The organism is Lactiplantibacillus fabifermentans DSM 21115, assembly GCF_000498955.2.
GTDB lineage: Bacteria > Bacillota > Bacilli > Lactobacillales > Lactobacillaceae > Lactiplantibacillus > Lactiplantibacillus fabifermentans.
Genome location: NZ_AYGX02000165.1, coordinates 15,179 through 27,795 on the forward strand (window position 1 = coordinate 15,179; position 12,617 = coordinate 27,795).

The window sequence follows — 12,617 nt, forward strand, 5'->3', positions numbered from 1 at the left end:
ATATAATAAGTAGGTTATCCGCATTAGTCACACTGCTAAATTGTATCGAGACTTATCGGAAATATCGTCATATCATGTTTCTGATTCAAGCTGAAAATAACTGATACAACCAACAGATTATCGTTGCACAGTTGTTATCGAGAAATCAAATTAGCTATCAGCTGACCGTAATGGAAGCTGCCGTGCGGGTGGTGTTAACGGGATTGGGTTGGATCCCGTTTACACCACGGACGTCTTTTGAGACTTGCTTTTTAGGCTCAAAAGCGAAGGGCAAGACCGCTTTTCAGGCTTGCCCTGGTCCTCATGGCGGCTGGAATTACGGTCAGCTGATAGCGGCAATAACCACACACCAAAGATTGACAAGAAAGAAAGGGAGATTCGCATGTATCGGGCCTTATATCGGGTTTGGCGGCCACAGCGGTTTGATGATATCGTTGGCCAACAAATGATTACGCAAACGTTGAAGAATGCCATCATGACTCATCAAACGAGTCATGCGTATTTATTTACCGGACCACGGGGTACTGGGAAAACTTCCGCCGCCAAGATTTTTGCGAAGGCTATCAACTGCCATCACTTAGTTGACGGCGAGCCTTGCAATGAATGTGAAACGTGTCAGGCGATTACGAAGGGCCAATTAAACGATGTTATTGAAATTGATGCGGCCTCGAATAACGGGGTCGAAGAAATTCGTGATATTCGTGATAAGGCGAAGTATGCGCCAACGCAAGCGGATTACAAAGTTTATATTATTGATGAAGTGCATATGTTATCAACGGGGGCGTTTAACGCCTTGTTGAAAACCTTGGAAGAACCACCGGCTAACGTCATCTTTATTTTAGCCACGACGGAACCGCATAAGATTCCGTTGACGATTATCTCGCGGACCCAACGCTTTGATTTTCGGCGGATTACGGCTAAAGATAGCTATGATCGCATGGTCTATATCTTGCAACAAAAAGAAGTCACCTATGACGAAAAAGCGTTGCGCGTTATTGCGCAAGCCGCTGAAGGTGGGATGCGGGATGCCTTGAGCATTTTAGATCAGGTGATTTCGTTTGGGGATAATACCGTGACCCTAGACGATGCGTTGATGGTAACGGGGAGTGTGACGAAGAAGCTGATTGCCGACTATGTTGAAGAAGTGACGAACCATGTCACTAAGCCAGCGCTAGAAACGATGCGGGAAATCTTACAAGAAGGTAAAGATGCCAATCGTTTCATCGAAGATTTAATCAGTTATACGCGCGATGTGTTACTCTATCAGCAGGCCCCCGAAATGGTCGACAGTGTCGCCATGGGGGAAGACGACCAGCGTTTTGAAGACTTCGCTAAAAGTATTGATGCCGAAGTCTTGTATCAGATGGTCAAAACGTTAAACGACGTGCAACAACAAATGCGGTTCACGACCCATCCGGATGTTTATTTGGAAGTCTTGACCGTTAAGCTCGCCCAACTCGATGGGCAAACGGCGGCCACTACTGCGAGTGCGGCGCCAGTTGCCGCGAGTCCTGATGACCCGACGATTCAACAGTTGACGACTAAAGTTGACCAGTTGCAATCAGAAGTTTCGCAATTGAAGAAAAATGGCGTCAGCGCAGCGAAACCGGCCCGACCGAAGAATAATATGAGTAACAATGGCCCCGCCGTGAAAAAGGTTAATGTCAGCCAAGTTTATCCAATCTTGGATTCGGCGACGAAAGCTGACTTGGTCAGTGTTCGCGAAGTTTGGTCGGACTTGATGAATATTTTGAGTGTGACCCAACGGGCGTTAATGCATGTGGCGCAGCCGGTTGCGGCTAGTGACCAAGGGGTGGTTGTGGCGTTTGATTATGCGTTTATTTATCAAAAAGCCATTGATGATCAAACCTTGATGGATGCGTTGAGTAATGGCTTAGACCGCTTAATGGACCAAGCGCCTAAAATCGTCTGTGTGCCCAAAGAACAATGGCCACAGATTCGTAAAGATTACTTGGCGACTCATCAGCCGAGTGGTCCGGCCGCAACCAACGAAGCGCCAAAAAAAGCGCCCGTCGTGGTGGCCGCTGAAAAACAATTTGGTGATTTAGTTGAAGTTAAAAATGATTAGTTAGTCGAAAGGAAATGATTAATATGATGCGTGGAATGGGCAATATGCAAAGCATGATGAAACAAATGAAAAAAATGCAACAACAAATGAGTGCCGAACAAGAGGCGTTAAACGAACAAAAGTTTACCGGTAAGGCCCCTGACGACATGGTGACCGTTACCGTTAGTGGTGACAAGAAGATGCAAGATATCACGATTAAACCGGAAGCCGTTGATCCTGACGACGTGGACATGTTACAAGACTTAATCGTGGCCGCTGTCAATGACGCGATGGACCAAGTCGACGCCCAAACGCAAAGTACGATGGGCAAATATACTAAGGGCTTGAAATAAGAATTAGTGGTGAGGTAAAGCGATGCAGTATCCAGAACCAATTGCCAAGTTGATCGATAGCTATATGAAGTTGCCCGGGATTGGTGGGAAAACGGCGACCCGGTTAGCTTTTTATACGATTGACATGGACGGCGATGACGTCACCGAATTTGCAAAGAGCTTAGTTGCTGCGAAAAGGGACCTGCATTTTTGCAGTATTTGCGGCAATATTACGGAAGATGATCCGTGTGTGATCTGTAAAGATAAATCACGCGATCAAAGTACCGTGCTAGTGGTCGAGGAAGCTAAAGACGTCATGGCCATGGAAAAAATTAAAGAATATACCGGTTTGTACCACGTGCTACACGGTGTTTTATCACCAGTAGATGGTAAAGGCCCAGAAGACATCAATATTGCGAGCTTATTAAAACGGCTCCAACAAAATGATGCCATCAAAGAATTAATTATCGCGACCAACGCCACGCCTGAAGGTGAAGCGACCGCGATGTATATTTCCCGTTTAGTTAAACCAGCCGGTATCAAAGTGACCCGGTTAGCGCATGGATTATCAGTTGGTAGTGATATTCAATACGCGGATGAAATGACGTTATTTAAGGCAGTTGAAGGTCGACAAGAAATGTAATAGGTGGCGAACAATTATTTTCAAACGACGACAAAAAATTAAAGATCCTAAAGGAACTTTTGATCAAGCTTTATTAACCTCATTAAATGCGGCCAAAGAAGATTGGGACCGTGCTAAACAAAACGAACAAGCAATTTACGATAATAATACGAGTGAATTAGTTATCCAAACCGCGTTATCACGGGCGAAGTACTTGTACTTATACCGTGAAGCGCGCCGGCGTCAAGTGGGGGCCACCCAGATTCAACGCTCGGTGATTGATAAATAATAACTAAATTGCACCATCAAAAAATCTGGGGTCGTTAAAGACCGCCAGATTTTTTTTGAACCGACAAAAAACACAATTGGTAGTGGTTCGCGTGGTAAAATTAAGCCAGTAACTACCCTCACTAGTGGTGAGGCTATTAGACATGTTTCTCACAATCAAGTACAATTGTGACATATACGAATTTAGATGGGATTGGGAATGTTGACAGGAAAATTAGTAACTTTTGAAGGACCGGACGGCGCGGGGAAAACGTCGGCCTTAAATGCGATTGTCACAGACTTACAAGCACAATTGGGTGACCGGTTAGTGGTTACCCGCGAACCGGGGGGCAATCAAATTTCGGAAGCCATTCGGCAAATTATTTTGGACCGTAAAAATACGATGATGGATGACCGGACGGAAGCGTTGCTGTATGCGGCGGCCCGGCGCCAACATATTGTGGAGACTATTTTACCGGCACTTAAACAAGATAAGTTAGTGTTATGTGATCGTTATATTGATAGTTCGATTGCGTATCAAGGTGCAGGACGTGGTATCGGAGAACAAGCGGTTTACGACATGAATCAGTTTGCGACCGAAGGGTTAACACCTGATTTGACGCTATACTTTGATGTTGATGCGGAAGTGGGCCTGCAACGGATTCAAACCCATCGTCAAGACGAAATTAACCGTTTGGACGTGGAAGCGTTGAGTTTCCATCATAAAGTCCAAGCAGCCTACTTAAAATTATTAGCGCAGTATCCCGACCGCATCAAGCGCTTAGATGCGAGTCAACCGCTTGAACAAGTGGTCACGCAAGCCTTGCAAGTACTCACGACCACGTTGCCGCAATACTTAGCAACTGAAGGGAAGTCGAACGCATGAAATTAATTATTGCCATTGTGCAGGATAAAGATAGTAATCGCTTGAGTAGCCAATTCATTGAAGCAAACGTGCGCGCAACGAAATTATCGACGACCGGTGGTTTTTTACGCTCCGGCAACACCACGTTCATGATTGGGATTGATGATGACCGGGTCGATGAAGTGTTGAAAATGATTAAAGAAACGAGTCATGCGCGTGATCAATTCATGACGCCACCGGTTAACTTAGATGTGACGATGGATGGCGCCGCGGCATACCCCGTCGAGGTGCAAGTTGGTGGGGCGACCGTCTTTGTCTTACCAATCGAACAGTTTCATCAGTTTTAATTAAAAGGTGGTTATGATGGCAACAACCGATCAATATGCGACGATTTTAGCCGCCAAGCAACCGCGGTTATTAGCCGCCTTTCAACATATTATTGCCCAACAACATTTGGCCCATGCGTACTTATTTACGGGCATGGAAGGGGCGGGCCAACTGGAGTTAGCGCGTTGGATCGCCCAACGGCTCTTCTGTTTACATGTGGTCGATGGCCAACCCGATGGGACGTGTGAAGAATGTGTCCGAATCGCCAATGGGCAACATCCCGATATCGTCACGGTCGCCCCGACTGGGCAAAGTATTCATGTCGACCAAGTGCGGTACTTAAAATCTGAATTTACGAAGAGTGCGGTTGAAGGTAACCGTAAGTTATTCATTATTGAAGATGCGGAAAAGATGACGGCGAGTGCTGCCAATAGTTTATTGAAATTTATCGAAGAGCCGAGTGGCAACGTTACGGCGTTGTTGCTCACGGCCAATAAGCAATTGATGCTACCGACCATTATTTCGCGGACCCAAGTGATTGAGTTTCCGCCGTTACGGTCGGCTGAATTACAAAAGACGTTTGAGGCGGCCGAGATTCCGCCCCAGAGTGCCCAAATGTTGCGTCAACTCACTAATAGTGTGAGTCAAGCGCAGACGTTAATGGCGGACAACTGGCTGCCGCAAGCAGCCGAACAGTTGTGGCGCTGGTTCGATGAAGTCGTGAAGGGCGAACCACGCAGCTTTGTTGCGGTCCAAGTCAACTTAGTTGGTTTGGCCAAGGATGCGCCCCAACAAGGGGTGTTACTCGACTTAGTGGCGGCCTTGTTTCAAGATTTATTACAATTACATTTTGAAGTGGATGCTGAAAGCGAATTGAGCTTTGGCCAATATCAAAGCCAATTAACGGCCTTGACGGCGACTCTGAATGCGTCGCAGTTAGTGGCGGCCACTGAGTTGGCTTTGACGGCCAAGCGCCAATTAGCGAGCAACATTAGCTTTCAAAATGTGTTGGAAGGTCTGACCTTAAAGTTATGGCCAATCTTTCAACATAACGCTTAAATAAAGGAAAACGAGGGTGAAGCGTGTGGATAAGCGTGATTTATACGATAGTTTCGGTGACATGGAACAGCAAATGCAACAAATGTTAGATAAAATGGCGCAACTGCGGGCTGATATGACCACGGTGCTCGAAAAAAATGCCGAGTTAGTCATTGAAAATGAACATCTCCGCGAGCGGATGGTGGAAATTGAAAATGAGTCGCCAAAAAAGAATCCCGGGACGACCACCTTGTCCAAATCACGGCAAAACTTGGAAAAGCTGTACGATGAAGGCTTCCACGTTTGCAATCAATTTTATGGCAAACGCCGTGATGACGATGAATCCTGTGTTTTCTGTTTAGAAGTGATTTATGGTGAACGCGAACGCGCGTAAGCCAAGGAGGTAAAGCTGTGCAAACGCAACAAAGTTTTGCTGAACATGATGGTGCGGGGACGTTATACCTGGTACCCACGCCCATTGGCAATTTGCAAGACATGACTTATCGCGCCGTCGAAACGCTACAGACGGTCGATTTGATTTGTGCCGAAGATACGCGTAATACACAAAAATTATTGAACCATTTTGAGATTGAAACGAAGCAAATTAGTTTTCATGAACACAACACGCAAGAACGAATCCCGCAATTAATCGAAAAGTTACAAGCGGGGCAAAATTTGGCACAAGTTAGTGATGCCGGGATGCCATCGATTAGTGACCCGGGGACTGAATTAGTCGCCGCCTGTGTTCAAGCCGGCGTGACGGTCGTACCGTTACCAGGCGCCAATGCTGGTTTGACCGCGTTGATTGCTTCGGGGCTCGTGCCACAACCGTTTTATTTTTATGGTTTCTTATCACGGAAAAAATCCGAACAAAAAGCGGAGTTAGCCGCGTTGAGTCAACATCAAGAAACAGTTATCATTTATGAGTCGCCATTTCGTGTGGCGAAGACCTTAGCTAATCTGGCAACGGTCTGTGAACCTACGCGGCCAATTGTGGCGTGTCGTGAATTGACTAAACGTTATGAAGAGTTCGCCCGCGGCACTTTAGCGGAACTCGTCGACTGGTCACAAAATCACCAGTTAAAAGGGGAATTTGTCTTACTGATTGGTGGCAATCCGAATGAACCCACGACTGAAAAGCAAGATGAGTTGGCCGAGTTGCCCCTCAAAGCGCAGGTTGAAGCCTTGATTGCCGCCGGGGACAAACCCAATGTGGCCATTAAGACGATTGCCAAACGGCGCAATGTCGCGCGCCAAGTTGTTTATAATGAATTTCATGAGATTTAAATAAAGGAGTCGTGACGGATGGAATTAGGCGAACAAGCTAGTATTTTTACGGAAAAACATCGGATGCTCTATTATGAATGTGACCGCACTGGTCGGGCGACCTTAGCCACGTTAATTGATATCGCAGTCTTAGCGTCCCAAGATCAAAGTGACGCCCTCGGGTTAACGACTGATTTTGTTCAAAGTCACGGGGTCGGCTGGGTTGTAACGCAATACGCCATGGATATTACGCGGATGCCTCATTTGGATGAAACCGTCACGATTGCGGTCCGTGGTTCCGCGTACAATCCGTATTTCGCGTTTCGGGAATTTTGGATTCGCGATGAAAACGACCAGGAGCTCGCCTATATTACGAGTATTTGGGTCACGATGAGTCAAACGACGCGTAAAATCGTCAAACTCGATGAAGAATTAGTGACGCCATACCATTCGGAAGCCGTTAAACGGATTCCACGGTTACCCCGGCCCATCAGTTTTGAAACGACCGACGCGACCATCAGTAAGCCGTATCAAGTGCGCTTCTTTGATATCGACCCGAATCGGCACGTCAACAACGCGCACTATTTTGACTGGCTACTAGATACGTTACCCGCCGATTTCTTATTGCAGCACGACTTGTTGCACGTCGACGTGCGTTATGAAAATGAAGTGCAATACGGCCACACGGTCACATCATCGGTAAACGTTTTACCGGGTGAACAGGCTGACCAGGTCATCACTAGCCACCGCATCGCAGTTGGCGACGACAAGTGTTGCGAAGTGACCATCAAGTGGCAAACCTTGGCAACACCGCACGATTAGGTAGTTGCCGATTGCCTCGGCTAGTGAGCCGGGCTGGCAGCTAAATGGTACTCCAAACTAATACAACGAAGGTGATTACTATAATGGTAATCCCTTTTTTTGTATGCAGATATCTTAGTGTATCCGGCTAAGCTAGTTGTTAGTGGTGGCCACCATTAGTTTGTTAATATCCGGGATGGTTGGGACTGGCGTTTATTAGTTGATTTATTAGCAAATATGAAGTGACTGAACGCTTTTTTACGGACTTTTACTGTAATTTTACATGAGTATGCTATGATTAAAGCAACTTTGTAGGGAGGCTACACTATGTCAATTCTTGTTTTAGGGGGAGCCGGGTACATTGGTTCTCACATGGTCGATCGTTTAGTCAGTCAAGGGACTGACGTTGTTGTCGTTGATAACCTCGTGACTGGGCATCGCGCCGCTGTCAACGCCGCCGCTAAGTTTTATGAAGGGGACTTGCGGGACAAATCGTTTTTGAACCAAGTCTTTGACCAAGAGTCCATCGATGCGGTCGTGCACTTTGCGGCTTTTTCCGTCGTTCCGGAATCAATGGCCAAACCATTGAAATATTTTGATAACAATACTGGTGGCATGATTACGTTGCTGGAAGTGATGGAAGCGCATGATGTGAAGCAGATTGTCTTTTCGTCAACGGCCGCAACTTATGGCACACCTAAACAAATTCCAATTAAAGAAACTGATCCCCAAGAACCAATCAACCCTTATGGGGCTAGCAAGTTAATGATGGAACACATCATGCACTGGGCCGATGTGGCGTATGGCGTTAAGTTCGTTGCGTTACGCTACTTCAACGTGGCCGGGGCTAAACCAGATGGTAGCATCGGTGAAGACCATGGTCCCGAAACTCACTTAGTGCCAATTATCTTACAAGTGGCCCAAGGTAAACGGGATGAATTGAAGATTTTTGGTGACGACTACAACACACCAGATGGCACCAACGTCCGCGATTACGTACACGTCGTTGACTTAGCCGATGCGCATATTTTAGCGTTGAAGTATTTAGCCGCTGGCAACGACAGCAATGCCTTCAACTTAGGCTCATCAACTGGTTTTTCAAACAAACAAATGTTGACCGCTGCTCGTGAAGTGACGGGCGAACCGATTCCAGCAACGTTAGCACCACGGCGTCCTGGCGACCCGGATTCATTAGTTGCGGCGAGTGATAAGGCGCGCGAAGTCTTAGGTTGGCAACCACACTATGATGACGTCAACGAAATCATCAAGACGGCTTGGACCTGGACCCAAAAGCATCCGAACGGTTATGATGACCGGCATTAAGCGCGATTAGCTGGCCGTTGTGCGACAGTGATAATTCCAGTCGCCGTGGCGAACGGTGCGAGCCTGAGAAGCGGTCTCGAACCTCACTTTGAAGCTCGGCAAAATCCGCCAATCTCCAAAGATGTCGGTGCCGTAAGTTCGGCCAAAAGCATGCCGAGCTAACGCCACTTTCACGGCAACTTCCATTATCACTGACGCACAACTAAGTTGATTTCATCCTAAAAAAGGTGTAACGGCTATTTTGTGGTCGTGACACCTTTTTTCATTTGCCGGGACATTGGCTGGACGATTATGAATTATTTCAATCCTTGGTGGCTGTGATCAACATGAAAAAATAATTTCAAGCATTAATTTAGTAGAAAGGCACAATAGTTTTTTGGTGGGATTGCCATTCAGCTAAAAGTAAACGACGCGTGGCATATTATAAAAAAACGAGGTTACCGCATGTTCTGCGATGATCTCGTTTTTAATTGGCTGATAATCCGCACGATAAAATTTTAGCTAGTATCCGACAGCTGTTGGTAATCACTAACAATGGCTAACAAGCGCTTAATATCAGTGACGTTAACATCGCCAATCGTGCCGATGCGAAAGCTGGGAATCGTGGCGACCTTGCCCGGGTAAATGACGAAACCACGGGCTTTGATGAATTGATAGAAGTCGTCAAAGTCAAAATGGTGGACCGGATACTTGAAGGAGGTAATGATGGGGCCTTGAATGGCCGGGTCAATCATCAAATCGAAACCCAGTGCCTGCATCCCCTGACTTAAGCACTGCTGGTTGGCTTGATAACGCGCGTAACGCGCCGTGACCCCACCCTCAGCCCGGAGTTCGGTTAAGGCCTGCGCGAAGGCGTGGACCACGTGGGTTGGCGAGGTGAAGCGCCATTTTCCGGGGAGCTTGGTCATGGTGTGCCATTGGGCGTAAAGGTCCAGGCACAGTGACCGGGCGTTATCGGCGGTGGCGGCTAGCGTGGTTTGATTGGCGATGATGAAAGCAAAGCCGGGCACGCCTTGAACGCATTTATTGGCGCTGCTAATCAAGTAGTCACACCCTAAGTCATCTACCGAAAGTGGTACACCACCTAAACTCGACATGGCATCGATAATACTAATGATATGGCGAGCTTTTAATAGGGGCATGATTTTTTCAATCGGGTTTAAAATGCCGGTCGTCGTTTCGCTGTGAATCATCGCAAAATGCGTGATTTCTGGATGTTCGTCGAGGGCTTGGGCAATCCGCTGGGGGTCGAGGGCTTGATCTTCGTCAAACACGATGTCGAGATGGGGAATATCGTAATAAGCCGCGATATCACTGATGCGTTGGCCGTACGCGCCATTAATGGCAATCATGAGCGTCGCGTCTTGTCGCGGAATCGCGGTGCCAATCGTGGCTTCGACGCCGTAGCTGCCACTGCCTTGTAACAGTACGGTCGTGTAAGTTTGTGGGTCCGCATGGGCAACGGCTAAAATTTGTTGGCGAATGCTTTCAGTGACTTGGCGATAATCACTGTCCCAAGTGCAGTAGTCAATTTGCATGGCGGCTTTGACCGTCGGCGTCGTACTCAGCGGCCCCGGCGTTAATAGTAAATAAGGTTGTTTCATTAAAGTTGGACTCCTTTGTCAGTTAACGAGCGACGGTTTGATTGAGCTTGGTGAGCAGCGCGGGCAGCTCAGCCATTGATTGAATCACGTAGTCGGCATCCGCAGCTAAATACTGGGCGCTGACTTGTTCACGTAACTTGGTTTGTTCATTAGGGGTCAGCGCGGTGAATTCAGCCAATGAAAGGCCCATTAAATTACTCCCATCGACGACCCCAATCGTGATGGCCTTAGCATTTTTACCTTCTAAGATATCGTTAATAGAATCCCCAACTTTAACGACTTTGGTCATATCCGTTACCGCGAGTTTATTGCTAGCTAGTTGTAACATCGCGGCGGCCGGCCGACCGACGCCTTGGGTTTGCGCGGAAGTAACGTTAATCGTTGGCCGGTAACCTTGACTGGCGGCAATTGGGCGGACGATGCTTAGCATGGCTTCGTCATAGCCGGTGGTGGTCCCATATGGAAGCTTGTGGGCCGTCAAATAGTCGATAACGGCGGTCATTCCCGGCTTTAATTGCGCAAAATCGGGTAGTGAGGATAAGAGAATTTGGCGGAACTGTTGATAAACTTCATCGCGGTCGGCTTGCGCTGGTAAGTGGTGAAAACGTTGTTGCCAGTCACGTTGAACGGCTGGTAACGCCATAATTTTGCGAATGTGCTGAGCTTTGTCGAGGCCCATATCACGTCTGATTTCAGCCGTGGTGATCGTGACGCCTACGTTTTCAAACGCGGCTTGAAACGCCACAATGGGAGCCCGACTACCATAATCAATCGTGGTGCCGGCCCAATCAAAAATAACTGCTTGAATAGCCATAAATGAAAACTCCTTTTTAATTCGTCGGTTTCAAATAATGGCCTCGTAGCCACATTGAAACGAGTTCTAAAATAACCGCGACGCCGAGTAATAAATAAACGATTAAGCCGACTTCGTGAAAATTGAAATAAAAACCGCTGGCCATGAATAAGTAGTAGCCAATATCATTAGCCCCGGCAGCAGCGCCCACGGCTACCGCGTTGGCAAAGTTGATTTCAAAGCGGATGAAAGTCCAACTCAGTAAGGCCGGGATAATGGAAGGCAAAATCGCCTGAAAGACGATGGGCCAAAAGCGCACGCCACTCGCTTTTAATGCTTCAATCGTGTCGGGAGAAGTTTCCTCGATACTCTCAGAATAGGCTTTGACCAAGTAAGCGATACTGTGAAATGTTAGTCCCACGACTGCTGCATTGGCGCCTAAGCCCATCACGACAGAGTAAATCAAGACCCATAAAATAGTCGGAATCGCGCGGATAAAGGCCATGACTGCTTTGACCGTATTGGCCAGCCAGCTCGGCGCTAAGTTGCGGGCGGCGGCCATCGCGATGAAAAAGGCAATCACCGCCCCAAGCAGCGTGGTCAACATCGCTAGTGAGACGCTTGTGACGAGCGCGTGGGTCAGCAAGTTCCACGAATCTTGGCCAACGGTAGGGTGTAAAAACATGGCATCTAAGTTTTGACCTAAGCTGGTAAAGGCCTCGCCGAGTTTTAGACCACCGGTGTTGAGCGTGACTAGTGAGTAAATGGTAATGACAGTTAAGCCAAGTAAAACGCCGCGTAACACTAAACGGGGCCGAGTTAATAATGTCTTTTTCACCGGGATGGGTGGTGTCGTTGATGAAGTGGATCGTTCTGATGCCATCATGCAATTGCCCTCCGAATTCGTGTTGACGTGAGTTCCAACAAAATAACCAAAATTGCAATCAGTAAGACAATCAAGCCGGCCGCATCATATTGAAAGCTTTTAAAGTAGTAATTGAATAAAAAGCCGATACCAGTTCCTGTTAAAATTCCGACTAAGGTGGCGTCCCGCAAGTTGTTCTCAATCATGTAGAGTATCCAGCTCGTTAAGGTCGTAGCCACTTCCGGTAGTACGCCACAAAAGACACATTGAAAATAATTAGCACCCACGGCCTGTAAAGCTTGGATTTTTTCACTGTCTAAGTCTTCGATGGTTTCGGTGAAGGCCCGTGTTAAATAACCTAGGGTCATGAAAAATAGGGCGAGAAAGCCAGTAAAAGGTAGATTGCAAATTTAATCCGAATTTTTGGACAAATTGTTCAGCATAAC

At 47.3% G+C, this 12,617-nt stretch carries 15 protein-coding genes and 1 pseudogene; 11 read left to right on the forward strand and 5 right to left on the reverse strand.

The genetic code is table 11. The features are described 5' to 3' along the window. Window positions 1–382 precede the first annotated feature (382 nt). From dnaX to galE, 11 genes are all read left to right on the forward strand, one after another. Window positions 383–2,089, forward strand: a complete 1,707-nt coding sequence (dnaX, locus tag DY78_RS14115) for a DNA polymerase III subunit gamma/tau (RefSeq protein ID WP_024624591.1) — start codon at window positions 383–385, stop codon at window positions 2,087–2,089. Window positions 2,090–2,112: 23 nt separating this feature from the next. Beyond that, window positions 2,113–2,421: a YbaB/EbfC family nucleoid-associated protein gene (locus DY78_RS14120; RefSeq protein WP_024624590.1), complete on the forward strand. Its 309-nt coding sequence runs from the start codon at window positions 2,113–2,115 to the stop codon at window positions 2,419–2,421. A 22-nt stretch (window positions 2,422–2,443) separates the two neighbouring features. After that, complete coding sequence (recR, locus tag DY78_RS14125; protein WP_024624589.1) at window positions 2,444–3,043, forward strand: recombination mediator RecR; 600 nt, start codon at window positions 2,444–2,446, stop codon at window positions 3,041–3,043. Next, window positions 3,021–3,311: a YaaL family protein gene (locus tag DY78_RS14130; RefSeq protein WP_235810681.1), complete on the forward strand. Its 291-nt coding sequence runs from the start codon at window positions 3,021–3,023 to the stop codon at window positions 3,309–3,311. The genes recR and DY78_RS14130 overlap by 23 nt, the downstream gene beginning before the upstream one ends. Before the next feature lie 198 nt (window positions 3,312–3,509). Next, window positions 3,510–4,175: a dTMP kinase gene (tmk, locus tag DY78_RS14135; protein WP_024624587.1), complete on the forward strand. Its 666-nt coding sequence runs from the start codon at window positions 3,510–3,512 to the stop codon at window positions 4,173–4,175. Then, window positions 4,172–4,501, forward strand: coding sequence for a cyclic-di-AMP receptor (locus DY78_RS14140; protein ID WP_024624586.1), 330 nt, complete (start codon window positions 4,172–4,174; stop codon window positions 4,499–4,501). The genes tmk and DY78_RS14140 overlap by 4 nt, the downstream gene beginning before the upstream one ends. 16 nt (window positions 4,502–4,517) lie before the next feature. Continuing rightward, a complete protein-coding gene (holB, locus tag DY78_RS14145; protein WP_024624585.1) occupies window positions 4,518–5,540 on the forward strand; it encodes a DNA polymerase III subunit delta' in 1,023 nt (340 codons plus the stop codon). Window positions 5,541–5,565: 25 nt separating this feature from the next. Further along, window positions 5,566–5,913, forward strand: coding sequence for a DNA replication initiation control protein YabA (locus DY78_RS14150; RefSeq protein WP_024624584.1), 348 nt, complete (start codon window positions 5,566–5,568; stop codon window positions 5,911–5,913). A 17-nt stretch (window positions 5,914–5,930) separates the two neighbouring features. Beyond that, window positions 5,931–6,806, forward strand: coding sequence for a 16S rRNA (cytidine(1402)-2'-O)-methyltransferase (gene rsmI / locus DY78_RS14155; RefSeq protein ID WP_024624583.1), 876 nt, complete (start codon window positions 5,931–5,933; stop codon window positions 6,804–6,806). 18 nt (window positions 6,807–6,824) lie between these two features. After that, entirely contained in the window at window positions 6,825–7,607 is a 783-nt protein-coding gene (locus DY78_RS14160) for an acyl-[acyl-carrier-protein] thioesterase (protein WP_024624582.1), read from the forward strand. A gap of 306 nt (window positions 7,608–7,913) precedes the next feature. Beyond that, window positions 7,914–8,909, forward strand: a complete 996-nt coding sequence (gene galE / locus DY78_RS14165; RefSeq protein WP_024624581.1) for a UDP-glucose 4-epimerase GalE — start codon at window positions 7,914–7,916, stop codon at window positions 8,907–8,909. A gap of 6 nt (window positions 8,910–8,915) precedes the next feature. Here galE and DY78_RS16240 read toward each other — a convergent pair whose 3' ends face one another. The 5 genes and pseudogenes from DY78_RS16240 to DY78_RS14185 all read right to left on the reverse strand — a co-directional run. Continuing rightward, window positions 8,916–9,095: a hypothetical protein gene (locus DY78_RS16240; protein WP_156093395.1), complete on the reverse strand. Its 180-nt coding sequence runs from the start codon at window positions 9,093–9,095 to the stop codon at window positions 8,916–8,918. Window positions 9,096–9,406: 311 nt separating this feature from the next. Further along, window positions 9,407–10,513, reverse strand: a complete 1,107-nt coding sequence (phnW, locus tag DY78_RS14170; protein ID WP_024624580.1) for a 2-aminoethylphosphonate--pyruvate transaminase — start codon at window positions 10,511–10,513, stop codon at window positions 9,407–9,409. Between the two features lie 22 nt (window positions 10,514–10,535). Beyond that, window positions 10,536–11,327 (reverse strand): phosphonoacetaldehyde hydrolase, encoded by a 792-nt coding sequence (gene phnX / locus DY78_RS14175; RefSeq protein WP_024624579.1) that lies wholly within the window; start codon window positions 11,325–11,327, stop codon window positions 10,536–10,538. 16 nt (window positions 11,328–11,343) lie between these two features. Continuing rightward, window positions 11,344–12,192 carry a PhnE/PtxC family ABC transporter permease gene (locus DY78_RS14180; protein WP_024624578.1) on the reverse strand — a complete coding sequence of 283 codons (849 nt, stop codon included), beginning with the start codon at window positions 12,190–12,192 and terminating at the stop codon, window positions 11,344–11,346. Further along, a pseudogene (locus DY78_RS14185) lies at window positions 12,189–12,566 on the reverse strand (ABC transporter permease subunit); the annotation flags it as partial. The pseudogene DY78_RS14185 and the gene DY78_RS14180, both read right to left, overlap by 4 nt. Between the last annotated feature and the right edge of the window lie 51 nt (window positions 12,567–12,617).